At 44.1% G+C, this 19,476-nt stretch carries 15 protein-coding genes; 14 read left to right on the forward strand and 1 reads right to left on the reverse strand.

The window, feature by feature from the left end:
- Positions 1-544 precede the first annotated feature (544 nt).
- Complete coding sequence (locus tag DYADSP32_RS05210; RefSeq protein WP_149243707.1) at positions 545-2,290, reverse strand: gliding motility-associated C-terminal domain-containing protein; 1,746 nt, start codon at positions 2,288-2,290, stop codon at positions 545-547.
- 360 nt (positions 2,291-2,650) lie between these two features.
- On the opposite strand from DYADSP32_RS05210, the gene DYADSP32_RS05215 reads away from it, so the two are divergent.
- The 14 genes from DYADSP32_RS05215 to DYADSP32_RS05280 all read left to right on the forward strand — a co-directional run bounded on the left by DYADSP32_RS05215 (position 2,651) and on the right by DYADSP32_RS05280 (position 19,475).
- Positions 2,651-3,388: a CpsB/CapC family capsule biosynthesis tyrosine phosphatase gene (locus DYADSP32_RS05215; protein ID WP_149243706.1), complete on the forward strand. Its 738-nt coding sequence runs from the start codon at positions 2,651-2,653 to the stop codon at positions 3,386-3,388.
- A 214-nt stretch (positions 3,389-3,602) separates the two neighbouring features.
- Positions 3,603-4,415: a polysaccharide biosynthesis/export family protein gene (locus tag DYADSP32_RS05220; RefSeq protein ID WP_149243705.1), complete on the forward strand. Its 813-nt coding sequence runs from the start codon at positions 3,603-3,605 to the stop codon at positions 4,413-4,415.
- A gap of 59 nt (positions 4,416-4,474) precedes the next feature.
- Complete coding sequence (locus tag DYADSP32_RS05225; protein WP_149243704.1) at positions 4,475-6,856, forward strand: tyrosine-protein kinase; 2,382 nt, start codon at positions 4,475-4,477, stop codon at positions 6,854-6,856.
- Between the two features lie 56 nt (positions 6,857-6,912).
- A complete protein-coding gene (locus DYADSP32_RS05230; RefSeq protein ID WP_414617528.1) occupies positions 6,913-7,035 on the forward strand; it encodes a hypothetical protein in 123 nt (40 codons plus the stop codon).
- Positions 7,036-7,471: 436 nt separating this feature from the next.
- The gene (locus DYADSP32_RS05235; RefSeq protein WP_149243703.1) at positions 7,472-8,797 is read left to right on the forward strand and encodes a UDP-glucose dehydrogenase family protein; all 1,326 of its coding nucleotides are present in this window, start codon (positions 7,472-7,474) and stop codon (positions 8,795-8,797) included.
- Between the two features lie 518 nt (positions 8,798-9,315).
- Positions 9,316-10,317 carry a mannose-1-phosphate guanylyltransferase gene (locus DYADSP32_RS05240; RefSeq protein WP_149243702.1) on the forward strand — a complete coding sequence of 334 codons (1,002 nt, stop codon included), beginning with the start codon at positions 9,316-9,318 and terminating at the stop codon, positions 10,315-10,317.
- A gap of 500 nt (positions 10,318-10,817) precedes the next feature.
- Complete coding sequence (fcl, locus tag DYADSP32_RS05245; RefSeq protein WP_149243701.1) at positions 10,818-11,759, forward strand: GDP-L-fucose synthase; 942 nt, start codon at positions 10,818-10,820, stop codon at positions 11,757-11,759.
- 57 nt (positions 11,760-11,816) lie between these two features.
- Positions 11,817-12,959: a GDP-mannose 4,6-dehydratase gene (gene gmd, locus DYADSP32_RS05250; RefSeq protein ID WP_149243700.1), complete on the forward strand. Its 1,143-nt coding sequence runs from the start codon at positions 11,817-11,819 to the stop codon at positions 12,957-12,959.
- Between the two features lie 34 nt (positions 12,960-12,993).
- Complete coding sequence (locus tag DYADSP32_RS05255) at positions 12,994-14,121, forward strand: acyltransferase family protein (RefSeq protein ID WP_414618152.1); 1,128 nt, start codon at positions 12,994-12,996, stop codon at positions 14,119-14,121.
- A 45-nt stretch (positions 14,122-14,166) separates the two neighbouring features.
- Positions 14,167-15,504 carry a hypothetical protein gene (locus DYADSP32_RS05260; RefSeq protein WP_149243698.1) on the forward strand — a complete coding sequence of 446 codons (1,338 nt, stop codon included), beginning with the start codon at positions 14,167-14,169 and terminating at the stop codon, positions 15,502-15,504.
- The gene (locus DYADSP32_RS05265) at positions 15,501-16,616 is read left to right on the forward strand and encodes a glycosyltransferase family 4 protein (protein WP_149243697.1); all 1,116 of its coding nucleotides are present in this window, start codon (positions 15,501-15,503) and stop codon (positions 16,614-16,616) included. The genes DYADSP32_RS05260 and DYADSP32_RS05265 overlap by 4 nt, the downstream gene beginning before the upstream one ends.
- A 197-nt stretch (positions 16,617-16,813) precedes the next feature.
- Positions 16,814-18,163: an O-antigen polymerase gene (locus DYADSP32_RS05270; RefSeq protein ID WP_149243696.1), complete on the forward strand. Its 1,350-nt coding sequence runs from the start codon at positions 16,814-16,816 to the stop codon at positions 18,161-18,163.
- A gap of 7 nt (positions 18,164-18,170) precedes the next feature.
- Positions 18,171-18,824, forward strand: a complete 654-nt coding sequence (locus tag DYADSP32_RS05275) for a CatB-related O-acetyltransferase (RefSeq protein ID WP_414617529.1) — start codon at positions 18,171-18,173, stop codon at positions 18,822-18,824.
- Positions 18,825-18,845: 21 nt separating this feature from the next.
- On the forward strand, positions 18,846-19,475 hold the full coding sequence (locus tag DYADSP32_RS05280; protein WP_149243695.1) for an acyltransferase: 630 nt from the start codon (positions 18,846-18,848) through the stop codon (positions 19,473-19,475).
- The last annotated feature ends 1 nt before the right edge of the window (position 19,476 follow it).

Genomic DNA, 19,476 nt, shown 5'->3' on the forward strand with positions numbered 1-19,476 from the left:
GGCCGTTAAGATCGCAACGGCGCCTGCCAAAAAACTGTTTGACGACGAAGGAGGAGCGGTCAATGTCATTAAGGCAAGCAAGAATCCGAAGGATTCTAATGTTTATAGCATATAAGAATTGTTTAATTATACGACCCTAACGGGGTCGAACAGTCAAAAACCTTATCTATCTGTAAACATTTGACCTCTTTGAGGTCTTCTAAATCATTAACTTAATGACATTAGAGAAGCGGTCCCGCTCCGGCGTACCAGCCGCACGGTTAATTTTTTGTGCGGTCAAGACAAAAAAGTAAAATCTATCAAAATGCGATAAATCTAGTTTTTATCTCACCCACTATAAATCATATAGAACCGATTTTTAAGTCAAAATCTTTGCCAATTTTACAATTGAATGACCATTTCCTGACAATACTTGACTTTATCACCCATTATATTATGAAAATCTCAATCAAAACCTTAAAAATAGCTTAACTCCGACACACTCCTAGGAAAACCAAAAAGGCCAGCTCACTGCTTTCAAAATAGGTTCAAATACTACCCACCCTCACCGGATCAGTTTAACCACACCGTTGTAGTCGACAAGCTTGCCACTGGCCCACTCTGCCTGGACCTTGTAGGGGTATACCCCCGGATTGCTCATCAGCCCATGATAAAACCCGTCCCAGGCTGCACCTCTGTCGCCACCCACGAAGTTTTCGTGCTGAAATATGATTTCACCCCAGCGGTTATAGATGGTTAGTTTTTTGATCATTTTGATGCAGTGACCGCCATAGACGATCAACACATCATTATTGCCGTCATAGTTCGGAGAAAATGCATCTGGCACATGCACGGCACAGGGCTTGACCGTCAGCGTCACTTTTGCACTTTTATTACAGGCTTCCAGCGGATCACTGGCAAAGATGGTGTACTTCACCGAGCGGTCAGGCCGGGCCCAGGGATCCGCACAGGACACACACGACAGCCCCGTACTGGGCTCCCAGCGGTATGCATACGGCCCATCCGGGTCGATCAAAGCACGAATCTGAACGCTGTCGCCCTGCACCATCGAAATGTCGCTGGCGGCAACGGACAATTCCAGTGGAACCACCGTAAGATCGGTAGTCACAATGCTGTCGCAGCCGGTAAAGGCCAGTAGTTTTTTGATGAATACTCCGGTAGTCCGGTATGTGGTGTCTCCCACCACAATGCTATCCCCTTCACAGACGGCGAAGGTCTGCGCATGCCTGACGATCGGATTTACCTTCAGATGCAGTGTGACCGTACTGTCACAAACACCGTTCATCCGCACTTTCCGAATGAAATGACCGGTTGTTTGATACGCGGTATCCCCCACGGCAACCTGCTGCCCCTCACAGATAACCGAATCAATTTCGGCTGCTGCCTCCTGAAATTTAATGGTATAATCCAGCTGAAAAGCGCATGATTCGTCCAGACTTGCCAGGGGCTCCACTTTCACAAAAAACTGGTCGCCCAGATTGGCCTTCACTTTGACAATCTGTGTCGTGGCGCCGTTGCTCCAGGTGTATTTTCCAAATCCCGCCGGGGCGATCAGGGTCATCAGTCCGTCGGCATCCGGACAAGCCGAAAGCGCCCTGATCTCCGTCTTAAGGCACTGCGCGTCAAAATAAGCATAGCCAAAATGCCTTTCCCGGGTACAGCCATGGGCAGTAACCACAATGGTGATCCTTTTTCCCACATAATTACGCAGGTCAATGGCGCCGGTGGTCCAGTTTCTGTACTGAATATCGCCTACTGCTTCAAAGCCATCCACGGCCTCCATTCCCTGAAGCTGAATTCCGTAATTGCTGCATGGAAGCACTGAACCGTCGCTGTCCAGTATCTCTATATAAAAGCCAGGCTTTTGAAACGGCTCATGCACCGCCCTGCCCGATGATGCTGAATTCTGAAGCACAATGGCAAACTTGTATTGAAAAAGTGTGTTATCCGGCGTGATCAGATAGCTGGTGCGGATCCGTGAAAAATCCCCTCCCTGAACCACATTGCCCAGGCGTAGCGAATGGCTACTCCCGGGAGCCACCATTGGGATCCCCGGAACCTTGGGATCAGTGCCGCTGGACAGGCTCGTCACCATGTGCAGATTACCTTTGGTGCCGCCGATGTCGGATGAAAAAACGGTTGTCTGGTTAAACTCACTCATGGTACCATAGCTGGTCTCCCAGCCCAGCGTGGTACCCTTTTCAAAACCGATATTGCTGCAGTCGACCTGTGCAGAAGCAGGTGTTTGTAACGAAAAAATAACACCAAAGAAGAGCAGAAATTTTTTCATACGCAGCAGGTTTATAAGGGCTTAGCTGTACTCATTGCAATTTATACATAATACGCCAACTTCTCTCCTAGTGTTGCGTAGTTTATGGGCGGTGGGCTTGGGGTACCCTTCGACCGCACGGGCGGCCGCTCCGCTCACCCTTCGACTGCGCTCAGGGTGACAGCTAGCCAACAGCTTCGAAAAAAGAATAGTACAATTTTAATAATTTTTGCTGACTTTAATGTTTTGCGTATAATATTCTGAAAAGTGTCATTTTTTTTAACTTAAATTTGTTCAACTAGAAAAATTCCATACTCCTGTCAAATTACCTTGCACGATAGACGTCGCAACTTATTTCAGCCGGAGTCAAAGGATTCATATATGCTCAACTGGTTATTCGGTAAAAAGGAACAAAAGAAAATTGATTTATCCAGGATCGGAATAGACATTCATTCCCATCTCATCCCGGATATCGACGATGGTGTGCAGACCATCGAGGAGTCTGTGGACATGATCCGCAAAATGCAGGAGCTTGGCTTCCGCACGGTCTACACCACCCCGCATGTCATCTGGGATTGTTACAAAAATACCCCCGACACCATTCTTTCAGGGCTTGCTGATGTGCGACTGGCCTGTAAAACAGCCGGCCTCACCGTGGAAGTACATGCGGCTGCCGAATATTTCATTGACGAGCATTTCACCGAGTTGCTCCATACGCCGGGTAGCCTGCTCACCCTGCCGGGCAACCGGGTATTGGTAGAGCTCCCCTACTCCACGCCCCTGATGAACACCTCAGAGACCCTATTCTCCATCATCGAAATGGGCTACACACCCGTGCTGGCGCACCCGGAGCGGTATACCTACTTTTATGCCGACCCGACGATTTACAAAACGCTCTGTGGGCAGGGATGTGAATTACAGGTGAATATCCTGTCGCTGGGAAGCTACTATGGCGAAAACGTACAGAAAATGGCCGACTGGCTTCTGAAACACGAACTCATCACCTTTCTGGGTACCGATGCCCACCGCATGCAGCATCTGGATATGATCGGAAAGGGAAGGAATGCGGATTTGATCGCTCATTACCCCTTCCAAAATGAAAAACTTATGAACTTATGAGACAACCAATTAGAACTTATTCTATATTTGCATTAAAATAATGGAATTTGCAGTTTTTGAAGCATTTACGGAATAATACAAATTCACAACGATGATCACAACCGATTGAAAAAACCTGAATAAGACCAGTAGCCGCAGCAGCTGCTGATTTAACACAACCATATATTACAATATCCCTTTTTATTGCTGCCATAATCCATGCAACGTTATACTCATGAAAAAAAAATATCCCATCACCCACGCACTGGGTTTGTTCTTTCCTCTTTTCATTCTTGGTATTTTTAGCTTAGTCACCTCCTGTGTATCCCCAAAGACCATTGTATATTTCCAAGGTGATACCCTGCGTTATTCATCCAGCACCATCACTCAGACCTACATTCCGACCATCCAGAAGAATGACATGTTATCCATCATCGTGGGTAGCCTAAGCGCAGAAGCCAACGAGGTATTTAACGCTGCGAACCAGTACGCAACCTCTACCACCAGTTACGGAACAGGTGGAGCTGCATCCATACAACCTTTTGGCTATTTGGTGGATGCCGAAGGCAATATTGAGTTGCCACTCATTGGCAAGGTGAAAGTAGAAGGCCTTCGCACACAGACTGCGGCCGATACCCTGCGTAAAAGATTACTTACCTATCTGAAAGAACCCTCGGTTACCATTCGCAACATCAACTTCAAAGTTTCAGTGCTGGGCGAAGTAAACCGTCCCGCAGTTTACAATATACCCGATGAAAAAATTACACTACCCGAGGTTTTAAGCCTGGCAGGTGACCTTACCATCTTCGGAAAAAGGGACAACGTCATGATCATCCGGGAAGAAAACGGTAAAAGGGAATACATCCGGGTGGATCTTACTTCCCGCGACATATTCGATTCCCCCTATTATTACCTGCACAAAAACGATGTGGTGTATATAGAACCTGTTAAAGCCAAAATGAATGCGACCGACAGAACGGTTCAGCTTGCTCCACTCTATGTCAGCATTGTTGCCGCAATATCGCTCCTTTTAGTAAGGCTTTTATAATCCTTCACACATCCAAAGTTTTAAACTATACCAGAGAAGAATATCTGAAAATCATAAGTATGGACGACAGAAATAATACACACCAATACGAAAATTACGAAGAGCCCGAAGAAAAATTTGATTTAAACAGTTATATACGCCGTTATCTGCGTTACTGGTACCTGTTTCCCATCTTCATCGCACTTACCATTACCGCTGCCTGGTATTATCTCCAGACGACACAACCCATCTTTCTGGCAAAAACAACGTTGTTAATCAAAGATGAGAAAAAAGGCATTGGCTCCGGAGCCGAAGGGACCATTATGGAAGAGATGGCCCAGTTCAACGGCAACAAACTGGTAGAGAATGAGATCGAGATCCTGAAATCCCAGATGCTCATGGGACAGGTGATCAAAGACCTCAACCTGGATGTTTATGTGGACGTAAAAGACGGCTTGAAAACCATCGACCTATACGCGAAAAGCCCGGTTGTGGTAAAGACCGAACTGATTTCTGAGTTTGCTTTGCATAATCCCATGTTGATTCACCTGGTAGACAGTACCAAGTTCCGTATCAATGATGAGGACCAAACCTACAAGTTTGGACAGAAACTCCGTAATCCCTGGGGACTCTTCATTGTCGAAAAAGGGGTAGCTTCGCCTTACAAAGAAATCCAGGTTCATTTTCAAAATGTGCAGGGGCTTACGGGCGGCATGCTGGGGCGACTGAGCGTGAGTGTGCTCAACCCGAAGAGTACGGTTCTGGAACTCAGTTTTGAGGATCCTTCTATTCAAAGGGGCAAAGATGTCTTAAACAAGCTGCTGGACGTGTACGTACAGTCCTCTCTGAATGACAAAAACAGTGAGGCCTCCAATACCCTTAAGTTTATTGAAAGTCGTTTGGGGCTGATTACCGGTGAGTTAGGTGATGTAGAAAAAGACGTGGAAGTGTATAAAACGTCCAAGGGATTAACCGACATCAGCGCGGAATCTCAGCTATTTCTGGAAAATATCAAAGAAAATGATGCTAAACTGAACGAGATCAATACGCAGATCAAAATTCTTGAAAGTGTCGATAATTTCGTACAAAATCCAGGCGTAGGCGCAGCAGCACCCGCCACCTACATGATCAATGACCCTGTTTTGGTTTCCCTTTTAACAAAATTCAATGAGCTGGACCTACAGCGGGAACGCTACGCACGTACCACGCAGGCTGGCAACCCCTTGCTGGAAACCATCACCACACAGCTGGCGCAGACCCGGCAGGCCATTCGTGAAAATGTGCAGAATCTAAGACGAGGCATGGATGTAACCAAGCAAAATCTGGAGGGCATCAATACGCGTTTTTCATCCGGCCTCAGGAGCATCCCGCAAAAGGAGCGGGAATACGTCGGTATCAAACGCCAGCAGACCATCAAGGAGAATCTGTACCTGTATCTTCTACAAAAACGGGAGGAGACGGCCCTTGCTTATGCCTCCACCGTCACGGATAGCCGGCTCATCGATGCCCCTGTCGCGTCCTATTTGCCGATTAAACCCAAACGCTCTACCATCTGGCTCGGTTCTCTTGCCGCCGGTATCGCTATTCCAATACTTCTGATCAACCTGATCTTTTTACTGAACAATACGGTGCAGCACCGGGATGAGATCGAGAAAATCACCCATGCATCGGTATTGGGTGAAATAGGCATGATGAAAACCATTAAGGGTCAGGCGCCTACGGAAAGCATCATCAAAATGACCAGCCGCAGTGCCGTAGCCGAGCAGTTCCGGGCATTGCGTACCAACCTGCAATATCTGGGCGATGGCAGCTGCCGCACTATCATGTTTACCTCCTCCATCGGTAGCGAGGGGAAAAGTTTTATCAGTATCAACCTGGCAGCCAGTCTCGCCTTTTCCGATAAACGGGTCATTTTGTTGGGGCTGGATCTTCGTAAGCCCTCTTTGCACGAACGCCTCGAAATTAACAACAAAAGAGGCGTCTCCAACTACCTGGTAGGGCAGACCAACCTGGAACAGCTCATCCAGAAAACCTCCGTTCACCCGAAGTTTGATGTCATGGCAAGCGGTCCATTGCCCCCCAACCCGTCAGAGTTGATTAGCAATGGACGACTTCCACTGTTGCTTGCCGAACTGCGTGAACAATATGACTACATTCTGATCGATTCACCACCTTACGGGCTGGTCACAGATGCCGCGCTTATCGCTGAATATGTGGACGCATCTCTGTATGTGGTGCGGTTTAATTATACGCTTAAAGATCACCTGAACCGAATCAGCGAGCTCCAACGCTCCAAACGATTCAAAAACCTGTCGATCATTTACAATGGCGTCAACTATGGTTCCGGCTACGGTTATGGCTATGGCTACGGTGGCTATGGATACGGCTACTACACCGAAGACAACAAAAACAAAGCCTTGGATGTGGGGAGCCGGTTGAAGAAGATGGTGGGGAAGGGGTGAGTTCATAATTATGAATGATGAATGATGAATGATGAATGATGAATGATGAATGATGAATGATGAATGATGAATTAAGGCTGGGTTGCGGGGGACAAAAGGGAGGATGGACCGGGGTCGCGGGTGACAATGATGACCGGGTCGATGGAGCGATTGAGAAGGCCCAAACGGTCAATGGATAAACGGTGGGGCCCGCACCCAAACAAACCTCTACCAGACATAGAAGTCCTTTATGTTGCGCGTAGAATGTAAACTATAAAAGGCAATCATTGTATATTTCCTATATTCGTGACATTTTTGTTGACTAATTATAAAAAAAGTATTATTTTCGAATTAGATTAATACAGATTAACAGTCCATTATCAACCTGGGCTCTTGATTTCAGCATAAATGCATTATCCTCTTACTCAACGTTATTTCTATGAAATTCTACAAGCCTTTCTACATACAGGTACCCGAACACACCGTGCCTGGGTTTATTATTGCACAGAGATTCACAGCATAAGCAAAGAGATGCACCGGGTTTCATTTTCTCTGTGCACCTCCCCTCTACCTCCGTGAACCTCTGTGTAACATTTTCGTGACCTTAGCAAACCAACACCACAAAATAATTAACCTATGAAAATCGCAGTCATTGGTACCGGCTATGTAGGCCTTGTAACCGGCACCTGTTTTGCCGAAACCGGAAACCAGGTAACCTGTGTAGATATCGACACCGCCAAAGTAGCACGCTTGCAGAATGGGGAGATCCCCATTTATGAGCCGGGTCTGGATGTGCTCTTTGACCGAAACATTGCCGAGGACCGCCTTAAGTTCACGACCAATCTGGAAGAGGGCATCAAGGACGCCAAGGTCATTTTCCTGGCCCTCCCTACCCCTCCGGGTGAGGACGGCTCCGCCGATTTGAAATACATCCTCGGCGTAGCCAACGATCTGGGTCCTATCCTTCAGCAATACGCCGTCATCATAGACAAAAGCACGGTTCCCGTAGGTACTGCCGAAAAAGTACGCGCCGCCATCGCCAAAAATGCCAAAGTGGATTTCGATGTGGTATCCAACCCTGAATTCCTCCGGGAAGGTGTCGCCGTGGAAGATTTCATGAAACCGGATCGGGTGGTGGTGGGCACTACGTCCGACAAAGCCAAAAAGGTTATGGAAAAACTGTATGCACCTTTGGTGCGTCAGGGCAACCCGGTGATCTTCATGGATGAACGTTCCGCCGAAATGACCAAATACGCGGCCAACTCTTTCCTGGCCCTGAAGATCACTTTCATGAATGAGATCGCCAACCTGTGCGAAAAGGTAGGCGCCAACGTGGACGACATCCGCAGGGGTATCGGAACGGACAGCCGCATCGGCAAACGTTTTCTTTTTGCCGGTATTGGCTATGGGGGAAGCTGTTTTCCCAAGGACGTGCAAGCCCTGGCCAAAACGTCTGCAGACTATGGGTACGATTTCCGCACACTCACCTCGGTGATGGCCGTCAACGACGACCAGAAAAAGCGTTTATTGCCACTCGTTAAGGATTATTTCGACGGAAACCTGCAGGGCAAAACCATCGCCGTATGGGGACTGGCCTTTAAACCATATACCGATGACATCCGGGAAGCACCGGCTCTGGAAAATATCAAAGCCCTGCTGGCAGCCGGAGCAAAAGTAACCGTATACGATCCGGAAGCCATGGCGAACGTCAAAAAACTGATCCCGGAGATCACCTATTGCCACACCGCCTACGCGGCCCTGGACGATGCCGATGCGCTGATGATCTTCACCGAATGGCCCCAGTTCCGCACACCCGATTTCGATAAAATGAGCAAGCTGCTGAAAGAAAAAGTAATCTTCGACGGCAGAAACCTATACGAACTAGAAACCATGCGCGAACAAGGCTTCGCCTATTACAGTATCGGGAGGGAAGTGGTGAACGGAGTGGCGGAAGTGGTGTGAAGAAGTGAGAAGTGAGATGTGAGATGTGAGATGTGAGATGTGAGATGTGAGATGTGAGATGTCAGTCTGAGCGAAGTCGAAGACAGTCTACAAGCAACACTTCGACTTCGCTCAGTGTGACAGGGTGGTTCCGCGCAGTGTGACAGGGGCGCCGGGCGGATGTACAATGTCAGTCTGAGCGTAGCGGCCGCCGCTGCGGTCGAAGACAGTCTACAAGCAACACTTCGACTTCGCTCAGTGTGACAAGGTGGTTCCGCTCAGTGTGACAGGGGCGCCGGGCGGATGTACAATGTCAGTCTGAGCGTAGCGGCCGCCGCTGCGGTCGAAGACAGTCTACAAGCAACACTTCGACTTCGCTCAGTGTGACAAGGTGGTTCCGCTCAGTGTGACAGGGTAAGTCAACTAAAACAACTTTTGAACCTTTGCGTGAAACTTAAACAAAAAAAAACCTTTGCGCCTTTGCGCGAATCTTTGCGTCTTTGCGTGAAACCTGTTAACTCAACGTTACAACAAGCAAAATGAAAATCATCCACATCATACTATCCGGAGGAGTTGGCAGCCGATTATGGCCGGTTTCGCGGAAATCCATGCCGAAGCAGTACATCCCCATGTTTGGGGATAAGTCGCTCTTTCAGCTGACCGCCGAACGCAGTAAGGATCTGGTGCATGAGACCATCGTCGTAGGCAACAAGGACAATTACCTCCTCTCCCAGGCCGATCTGATGCGGGCAGGCATTGACGCCTATGGGGAGATCATCGAAGCTGCACCGCGCAACACCGCCGCGGCGATTGCCTTTGCTGCCATGGCTGCTGAGCCGGAAGATGTATTGCTGGTAACACCGTCCGACCACATCATCACCAACGAAGCCGCCTATGCCAGCGCGGTCTCCGAAGCCATTGAACTGGCCAGAGAAGGCTACCTGGTCACTTTCGGGATTACCCCCACCAAGCCGGAAACCGGCTACGGATACATCGAATACAACGGAAACGAGGTCATCTCCTTCCGCGAAAAACCAAACGAACAAACGGCTCAATCTTTTCTAGACGATGGCCACTTCCTCTGGAACAGCGGTATGTTCTGTTTTCAGGCAGCCACCTATCTGTACGAACTGGCCGCCTTTGAACCGCATATCCTGGAAACATCCCTGAACTGCTACGAGGCACGCCGGGGAAGTTTTTTACCAGAAACAGAAACCGCCCTGATCCCATCCAAAAGCATCGATTACGCGGTGATGGAAAGATCGGAAAAGATCAGGGTCGTACAGACGCATTTTGGCTGGTCGGACCTGGGTTCTTTTGAATCCATATGGGAACACTGGGAAGGACAGGGCGAAATCCATCATTTTAAAGACAACAACTGTGTGGTAGGCTCTGAAAAACACGTGGAGTTTTTGGGGGTAAGCAATATTGTACTGGTGGAAACAAACGATGCAATTTTAGTCTTGGCCAAAAACAGCTCCCAGGATGTGAAGAAGATATATGAAAGACTGGAAAGAGAAAAGCCGGAATTGGTGAATTAGCTGCTAGCCGAGGTGCGACCTTGTCAGTCTGAGCGTAGTCGCACTTCGACTACGCTCAGTGTGACAAGGGGGCTACGCTCAGTGTAAATGTCAGTCTGAGCGTAGTCGAAGACAGGCAATACGACACTTCGACCGCACGGGCGGCCCCGTACGCTCAGTGTGACAGAGGATTACGCTCAGTGTGACAGGTGGTGACATGACAACAAAACAAATGTCAGTCTGAGCGTAGTCGAAGACAGTCTGAGCGGAGCGGCCGCCGCTGCGGTCGAAGACGGCACTTCGACTACGCTCAGTGTGACAGCACTTCGACTCCGCTCAGTGTGACATGGGCTACGCTCAGTGTGAAAAGAGACTTGACAAAACAAATGTCAGTCTGAGCGAAGTCGAAGACAGGCAGAACGGCACTTCGACCGCACGGGCGGCCCCGTACGCTCAGTGTGACAAGAGACGGCTCAGTGTGCCAAGAGGTCGCTCAGTATGACAATAGACTAACAAGAAACATGAAAAAAAGCGCCAAAATATACATTGCAGGACATCGGGGCATGGTGGGGTCGGCCATTCACCGGGCTTTGACGGCACGTGGGTTTGAAAATATCATTACACGGACCTCCTCTGCGCTTGACCTGCGTAACCAACAGGCTGTGGCCAACTTTTTTGCCGAGGAGCAACCTGAATATGTATTTCTGGCGGCTGCCAAAGTAGGCGGTATTGTGGCCAATAATACGTACCGGGCCGATTTCATCTATGAAAACCTGATGATTGAGGCCAACATCATCCATCAGGCGCATGTGCAGGGCGTTAAAAAACTGATGTTCCTGGGCTCCTCCTGTATTTATCCCAAACTGGCCCCGCAACCGCTAAAAGAAGAATACCTCCTGACCGGCTTGCTCGAAGAAACCAATGAGCCTTACGCCATTGCCAAAATTGCAGGCATCAAACTCTGTGAGGCCTATCAGGACCAGTATGGCAGCAACTTTATCAGCGTAATGCCGACCAACCTGTATGGGTATGGCGACAACTATGACCTGAACAACTCACACGTTCTGCCCGCCCTGATCCGGAAATTTCATGAGGCGAAAGAAGAAAACAAAGCGTTTGTGCAGGCCTGGGGTACCGGCTCTCCGAAGCGTGAGTTCCTGTTTGCCGACGACCTCGCTGCCGCCTGTCTGTTTTTAATGGAAACCTACAATGGGCGTGAGCTGGTCAATATCGGTACCGGCGAAGATCTGTCTATCAAGGAACTGACCGAGCTGGTTGCGAAAACAACCGGATACGAAGGTGAGATCCACTGGGATACCACCAAGCCCGACGGAACACCCCGAAAACTCATGGACGTATCCAAATTACACGGCCTGGGCTGGAAACACAGCATCGCTTTACCAGAAGGAATATCCCTGGCCTACCAGGACTTCCTCAAAAATCAAGAAATTTACACAGTATAGTTTAACCATATACCTTAGCCGCTAACGGCTAAAAGCCAATAGCTAAATACTAATCCCATGTCAAAAGTAGCACTTATCACCGGCGTAACAGGACAAGACGGCGCCTATCTCAGCGAATTGCTTTTAAGTAAAGGATACACGGTGCACGGTCTCAAACGCCGTAGTTCCCTTTTCAATACCGACCGCATCGATCACCTGTACCAGGATCCGCACGTGGATAATGCCAAATTCATTCTGCACTATGGCGACCTGACCGACTCCATGAACCTCACCCGGATCATCCAGGAAGTACAGCCCGACGAGATCTACAACCTGGCCGCCATGAGCCATGTGCAGGTAAGTTTTGAGATGCCCGAATATACAGCCAACGCAGATGGCATTGGTACACTTCGGATTCTTGAGGCGGTTCGTTTACTCGGACTTACCAAAAAGACCAAAATCTACCAGGCATCTACTTCCGAATTGTACGGATTGGTACAGGCGGTACCTCAATCAGAGACCACCCCCTTCTACCCCCGTTCTCCGTATGCCGTAGCCAAAATGTACGCCTACTGGATCACGGTAAACTACCGCGAAGCCTACGGCATGTTTGCTTCCAACGGTATACTTTTCAACCATGAGTCTCCCCTACGCGGCGAAACCTTTGTAACCCGTAAGATCACCCGCGCTGCAGCGAAAATTGTTCTGGGTTTACAGGATTGTCTGTATATGGGCAATATCGATTCCCAACGCGACTGGGGCCATGCCAAAGACTATGTGGAAGCCATGTATCTCATTCTGCAGCAGGAAGTTTCCGAAGACTTTGTCATTGCCACAGGTGTCACCACCCGCGTGCGTGAGTTTATCCGCAAAACCTTTGCCTTCCTGGGTGTGGAACTCACCTTTACCGGCGAAGCGGAAAACGAAGTAGGAACCATCTCCGGGGTTGACGCTGCACGTATGCTGGAACTGGGCATTGCTGGTGGGGAACATTTGAAACTGGGTACCACCGTCCTGAAAATTGACCCAAGATATTACCGCCCCACCGAAGTAGATCTGCTGATCGGAAATCCCGGCAAATGTGATGAAAAACTGGGCTGGAAACCCAAACATACTTTAGATATGCTCATTGAAGACATGGCCACTTCGGATCTACGGTTGTTCCAGAAGGATCAATTGTTGCTGAAAGAGGGATTTGGGGTTTTGAATTATTTTGAATAAACCTGTAGTACAACTGATGTCTCAATCCACTGTTATGCATTTGATTAGATGGATAGCCGCCCTTTTTGTAGTGGTTAGTCATATACGATCATTTTTGTTTCAAGATTTCAAATATTTAACGCAGCCATCCATTTTTACGAAAGTATTCTATCTTTTTACAAGCTTGGGGCATGAGGCAGTTGTAATTTTTTTTGTATTAAGTGGTTATTTGATCGGACGTTCGGTGATCAGTCAGAAAAAAAATGGCAGATTCGATATGAAAATATACCTAATTAATCGAATTAGCAGAATCTACACTGTCCTATTTCCCGCCCTCCTGATAACTTGGATATTTGATTATTCAGGAGCTAAACTGGACACAAACGGGCTATACAACAATGGATTATCAATTTCTGCACTCAATTTTTCCGTTATCGAAAGGCTTAATTTGTCGCATTTCTTGAATTCCCTTTTAATGCTTCAAAATATTACTCTACCGCCCTTTGGAAGTAATGTTCCTTTATGGAGCTTAAATTATGAATTTTGGTATTATATTTTATTCCCAATTATTCTACTCACTCTCACTTCGATACTAAAAAAAAGGATTACAATCTTAATTGCCTTTTACATCGTGCTAATTATTGCAATATCCAGTTTCCTTCCAATTCTAATATTGAAATATTTTATAATCTGGTTGGTTGGCTTAGTTCCAATATTTTTTCAAATGCAAAGGGGCTGGTTGAAATATATCACTGGAACTCTCTTCATCATGTGTCTGGTGAATAGTTCCATCGGTTTTCTTAGTACAACCAGCTTTGAAAATGATTTAATTACTGCACTAGCATTTTCTACATTTTTATCATGCTTTAATGAAGACGCTAAAAAAGGTATTTTGGATAGACCCAGTGAAATAATGGCCTCATTTTCCTTCACGCTCTATGTTATACACTTACCTTTTATAATGCTGTTCCTGACCATTGTGCAGCTGTTTGTAAATGTAGGATACAAGATGTATCCTACATCCATTAGTTTTTCACTATTTTTACTATGCTTAATATTTTCTTATATATTTTCCTATGTATTGGCAACAGTAACGGAATATAAAACATCAATCATTAAATCTATCTTGACGAAATTAACCGGAATAAACAACGCTAAAAGGAGTCAAGCGATTGTGGAATAAAAAAGTATATAAAATAAACAAAGAAATGCTTATCAAAGCTCTTAAATGACAATAAAAGAAAATCTTATTAAAAATGGACTTGCCACAGGGGTTGGAAAACTTATTAGAATCGCCGAACAGCTATTTTTGGTTCCATTCTTCATATCTGCCTGGGGAGGAGAATACTATGGAGAATGGCTAACTCTTACCATAATCCCATCATTTCTAGCATTCTCTGACTTTGGATTTGGTACATCAGCTGCCAATATTTTTCTTCTAAAATACACTTCCGGAGACGAACAAGGAGCCGCCAATATTGCCAAAAGTGGGACGTTAATGATCACAATAGTAGTTCTATTTAGTATCTTCTTATCACTAAGTATAATAATTGGCTTAGATAAATACGGTGTGTTCGACAAATCTCTAATCAAACGTAGTGATGCCATCCTTGCCATTTCATTAATGATAATAGCGAAGATCATAAATTTCTACAATCAATTTTTTGAATCATATTTCAGATGTGCAAGGAAGGCTGCTTTTAGCATAAACCTACAAACCGTTTATTCCGCAGCAAACATGTTATTAGGTCTAACTGTTCTATTAATCGGAAAAGGCGTGGTTCATTATGCTCTAATCAACTTAGCTGTTTCTCTGATCTTCAATCCAATATACATTTGGAAAGCTAGACAAATTCTTCCTATTCACAATCGTTATAAAGGTGTAATAATCAAATCCGAATTAAAGGAAATTGCCAACAAGGGTTTTGGATACTTACTATCACCTGTTTGGCAAGCAATATACTTTCAAGGAACCACTTTTGTTGTTCGGTTAACGCTCGGCCCCCTTGCTGTTGCGGTATTCAACACTACTAGAACCTTAGTTAGAGCGGTAAATCAGGTGTTTAACATGGTGACTCTCTCTGTTTTTCCGGAATTTCAATTCCAAATTGGCTCAGGGAACATGGAAAGTGCCCGACAGATATTCCGTTTAACCTTTACCATTGTGATAGTGGCAGCACTTGCAGGTATTATCTTCCTATATTTCTTTGGTCCATGGTTGTACGGAGTTTGGACCCATAAAACCTTGGATCCCCCTGCGGGCATGTGGAACGTATTTTTAGTCGGCATTGCGTTAAATGCGGTGTGGTGGACATCAACAATCACATTTCAAGCTTTAAACAAACCATACTACTTTACAGTTCTAGGTACGATTTCCGCTATAATCTCAGTGGGTGCCACCTATTTTCTTTCCCAATCTCATGGACTTCTTGGTACCGCTCTGGGTAGTATACTATTGGATCTAATACTTGCATTATCGATTTTACCAATGAGCTGCAAGTTACTAGATCAACCAATAAAAGAAATATTTTCAAATCTTAACTTGAAGCTCAAGCCCGCAAAATGAGAATAACCATTGCATCATACGGAGGCCGAAACTGGCTACTCGACACGGCGAAAGAATTGAGTGAACTCGGACACGATGTCAGATTCTTCTCCTATTTCCCGACAAAGAGAGCAGTAAAAATGGGGCTAAAAAAAGAATGTAGTTATTCCTACTTTCTGGTAGCTATACCCTTTTTAATACTTCTGAGATTAACCAAACGTGCACACTGGGCACTTTTCTTGTACCACTATTTCTTTGACCACCTTACAGCTTGGCTATCAGGCCCCTGTGACGTATTTATAGGTCAAAGCCCAATGCACGTCTATTCACTTGAATACGTTAAAAGAAAATACTCCGCAAAAATAATTTTAGAGCGAGGTACACGTCATGTTTTAGAGCAGGTAAAAGCACTATCCTTAAACCCAGCACTTAACGGCAAAAATCCAATGCCCGACATTTTTCTTAAAAGAGACCTAAAAGGTTACGAATTAGCTGACAGCATAACTGTACCTTCAAAAATAGTAGAAGAGAGCTTTATAATAAATGGAATACCAAAACATAAATTATTCGTAAATCCATTTGGTGTAGATTTAAAAGAGTTTTCACCAACAACATTAGATAAGATTGATACTTATGATCTAATAATAGTTGGTCAATGGTGTCATAGAAAAGGATGTGACCTATTAATAGAAGCGTGCAGAACCCACAAATTCCGACTGCTTCACGTTGGTTCAATAATTGACGTTGAATTTCCAAAAGACCCACTATTTACACACATTGACTCAGTAAATCAGAAAGAACTGAGACTGTATTATGCAAAAGCTAAAGTTTTTGTACTTCCATCCAGGGAAGAAGGTTTAGCTCTTGTGCAACCCCAAGCACTAATTTGTGGCTTACCAATAGTATGCTCCAAATACACAGGCGGCAGGGACCTACGAGCATTTATTGAAGACCCTAAATGGATAATCGAAATGGACGATCTTACTGTTGAAGAGTTATCCAATAGTATTTTTCAAGGAATTGAGTTATCCAAGCAACAGACCGGAGAACGATCATACTCAAGTAACATGGAATCCATATTATCTTGGAAAGCTTATGGAAAAAGATATAACAACTTCCTCATCGATTTATAATAAAATAAACACCAAGACAGTCAATTAGAACACTTGATCAAAACAAACACATACTAAGGCAACAAAAATAGCTCAAAACGTTTTATCCCGTTAATGCAAAAGACGGAACCGTTATTACGATATAAAAACACTCTTCATGAAAATATGAATTCAATAACGCAAATATTTGGAAACTAAACTATCAGCAAAAACAATAAATGGAAATAACATACCTATTTATTTCAATAGTAATAGCTCTTTTATACATAATTATAAAATACAAGAGACGACGAAAAAGTGATTTCATCCTTCCATCAACAATATTTATGTTGATGTGGGCAGCAGCTATGGTAGCTAGTGTTATAACTCAGACAAACAATCTAGATCCATTCGGATTCGACTATGAGGTAACAACGCAATATATATTCAAATTTATTGTGGTATCTCTTCTTGCCTTTTTGATTTCCGGGGAAGTAGTTCCAAATAGAACCAAATATCTAAAATTCGAAATAGGGTATATTGAACATTTACTCAATAAATTTAGAATATTCATATACTTATCCTTTATTCTAGGTTTAGTTCGTATCTTTTTAATAATCTCACTATTTGGCTGGAACTCATTATACGATTATCGCCAAAGTGCATTCTTAATATTCAAACTCGAAAGCGCAAAGAGTTATGCAATAATTAGTCAAGTGTCATCATATGTGTATATATTGGCCACTTTCTTTATTGTATTGCTGTCAATTAAACACGCATTAACCAGAATAAATACTCGTGAAATGATTGTCTATTTTCTACTATTTTCTGCTCAAGCAATGAGTATCGGCGGAAGAATGTTTGTAATTGACTTTATTTCGTGCTATTTCTTCATTTTCATACTAATAAGAACTCAAAACAAAAACCTATTTGAAAAGAAGGAGATATTACCGTTTATAACTTCGCTGGCAATTCTCATTTCCATTGTAATGGTAGTAGGTGTAATAAGAAACGATAACGATAAAAGTAGTAAAGAAATAACTAATGATACCTACTATACCAAGCTACTATATTTGCAAGATGGAATAGCATATACAACAATTCTGTTTAACAAAATACCAGAACAAACTCGCAATTTAGACCTAGGAAAAAATATTACCAGTATAGACAGAGAAAATACATCACTAAATGAATTTCGAAATAGAACTGATATGATAAAATATTTGCCATTGGTGACAGGTATAATTCCATATATATATTTTGACTTTGGTTACTGGGGGTCATTAATAATGTGGTTTCTAATATGCCTATTGGTAGAAAGTATATCAAAAAGAATGCTAAATAAAGGAACAGTTTTTGGAATATTGCTTGTCTTTGTATTTATAAGATTTTTTTATGATACACCATTAATGGTATCCAGTGGCAGAGGATTCTTTAGATACCTAATTGTTTTATTAATCGTATATAGTCTATCTGATAAATACTTTATGAGCTATCGGACGTGGAAACAAAGGTTCTCCCCAAAAAAAGGTCAGATTAATAAATTACCTCTAAAAAAAAACAGTATAGAAACAAATTTCTCATCATAAATTAAAAATGATCATATCCACCATAAAAAAAATAATTAGACCTATAATGCAAAAATTAAGATTTCCCTTGGCAACTGTAAGTTTCCGATCAGTTGTATCCTTAGATAGTACCTTAGGCGAAGGAGTCAAAATTTTTGACAACGTAAGAATAGGAGGATGCCATATAGCCTCCTTTTCCTACATTGGATCGAACTCTAAACTTGCAAGGACCACTATTGGTCCTTTTACAAGCATAGGTGCAGATGTAATTTGTGGACTTGGATCACATCCAATTGATTTTGTGTCAACATACCCAGGGTTCTATTCGAAAAACGCTTCAGGGTCTGTCTGGTTCGGAAATGTTCATGATTTCGAGGACAAAAAGAATGTTCATATTGGAGCAGATGTTTGGATTGGAACAAGGGCAATAATCTTAGATGGAATAAGCGTAGGACACGGAGCAATAATTGGTGCGGCAGCAGTTGTCACTAAGAATGTTCCACCTTATGCGGTTGTTGTTGGGGTACCTGCCAAAATAATCAAATACAGATTCAACAAAGAACTTTGTGAAAAGTTGACAGAATCGGAATGGTGGAAGCTCACAAAGGAGGAATTAAAGAATGCGTCAATATATATGGATGATCCTGAACATTTCTTAGAAATGATTAAAAAACACAAATAGCAAAGTAACATTAATCTAACAATGATCCATCTTACCGCTCAAAACAAAAAAAAAGTAAGACAGCTTCTTTACTCATGGAGGTATCCTGGAGATATACTATTTTGTTTAGTGAAATTAGGACTCTGGCATCATTCTTGGAAATTATATGGTAAACCAATAATTCACAAACATTCGAAGGCTGAGATAAAAATAGGAAAAAATTGGACGGCCTGTAGCGACCCCTATTACAATTCCATTGGTGTGTTTCAAAAAGTTATAATTAAAGCTCTCTCTCCAAATTCTAAATTAACAATAGGCTCCAATGTAGGAATGTCAGGTTGCACAATTTCTTGTTCTTGTAAGATAACAATTGGTAACGACACATTAATTGGTAGTGGAGTATTGATTACAGATAGCGACGCGCATCCAATTGACCCAGAATTAAGACATAGTTCAAAACATATCTCTAAGTCGCCTATAAACATAGAAGCTAATGTTTTTATAGGAGCTAGATCTATTATTCTTAAAGGAGTCAATATAGGTTATGGTGCTGTTATTGGTGCCGGATCAGTGGTTGTAAAAGATGTCCCAGCAATGAGCATTGTAGGTGGAAATCCAGCCAAAATAATTGGAAATACACAAAATGACCAAACGAATAAAACCTATCTATAAT

It is taken from the genome of Dyadobacter sp. 32, assembly GCF_902506755.1.
GTDB lineage: Bacteria > Bacteroidota > Bacteroidia > Cytophagales > Spirosomataceae > Dyadobacter.

What these genes read in the sequence shown, in the direction of transcription:
- DYADSP32_RS05210 (WP_149243707.1), bottom strand. Translation starts at nt 2,290, where the DNA reads ATGAAAAAATTTCTGCTCTTCTTTGGTGTTATTTTTTCGTTACAAACA.
- DYADSP32_RS05215 (WP_149243706.1), top strand. Translation starts at nt 2,651, where the DNA reads ATGCTCAACTGGTTATTCGGTAAAAAGGAACAAAAGAAAATTGATTTA.
- DYADSP32_RS05220 (WP_149243705.1), top strand. Translation starts at nt 3,603, where the DNA reads ATGAAAAAAAAATATCCCATCACCCACGCACTGGGTTTGTTCTTTCCT.
- DYADSP32_RS05225 (WP_149243704.1), top strand. Translation starts at nt 4,475, where the DNA reads ATGGACGACAGAAATAATACACACCAATACGAAAATTACGAAGAGCCC.
- DYADSP32_RS05230 (WP_414617528.1), top strand. Translation starts at nt 6,913, where the DNA reads ATGATGAATGATGAATTAAGGCTGGGTTGCGGGGGACAAAAGGGAGGA.
- DYADSP32_RS05235 (WP_149243703.1), top strand. Translation starts at nt 7,472, where the DNA reads ATGAAAATCGCAGTCATTGGTACCGGCTATGTAGGCCTTGTAACCGGC.
- DYADSP32_RS05240 (WP_149243702.1), top strand. Translation starts at nt 9,316, where the DNA reads ATGAAAATCATCCACATCATACTATCCGGAGGAGTTGGCAGCCGATTA.
- fcl (WP_149243701.1), top strand. Translation starts at nt 10,818, where the DNA reads ATGAAAAAAAGCGCCAAAATATACATTGCAGGACATCGGGGCATGGTG.
- gmd (WP_149243700.1), top strand. Translation starts at nt 11,817, where the DNA reads ATGTCAAAAGTAGCACTTATCACCGGCGTAACAGGACAAGACGGCGCC.
- DYADSP32_RS05255 (WP_414618152.1), top strand. Translation starts at nt 12,994, where the DNA reads ATGCATTTGATTAGATGGATAGCCGCCCTTTTTGTAGTGGTTAGTCAT.
- DYADSP32_RS05260 (WP_149243698.1), top strand. Translation starts at nt 14,167, where the DNA reads ATGACAATAAAAGAAAATCTTATTAAAAATGGACTTGCCACAGGGGTT.
- DYADSP32_RS05265 (WP_149243697.1), top strand. Translation starts at nt 15,501, where the DNA reads ATGAGAATAACCATTGCATCATACGGAGGCCGAAACTGGCTACTCGAC.
- DYADSP32_RS05270 (WP_149243696.1), top strand. Translation starts at nt 16,814, where the DNA reads ATGGAAATAACATACCTATTTATTTCAATAGTAATAGCTCTTTTATAC.
- DYADSP32_RS05275 (WP_414617529.1), top strand. Translation starts at nt 18,171, where the DNA reads ATGATCATATCCACCATAAAAAAAATAATTAGACCTATAATGCAAAAA.
- DYADSP32_RS05280 (WP_149243695.1), top strand. Translation starts at nt 18,846, where the DNA reads ATGATCCATCTTACCGCTCAAAACAAAAAAAAAGTAAGACAGCTTCTT.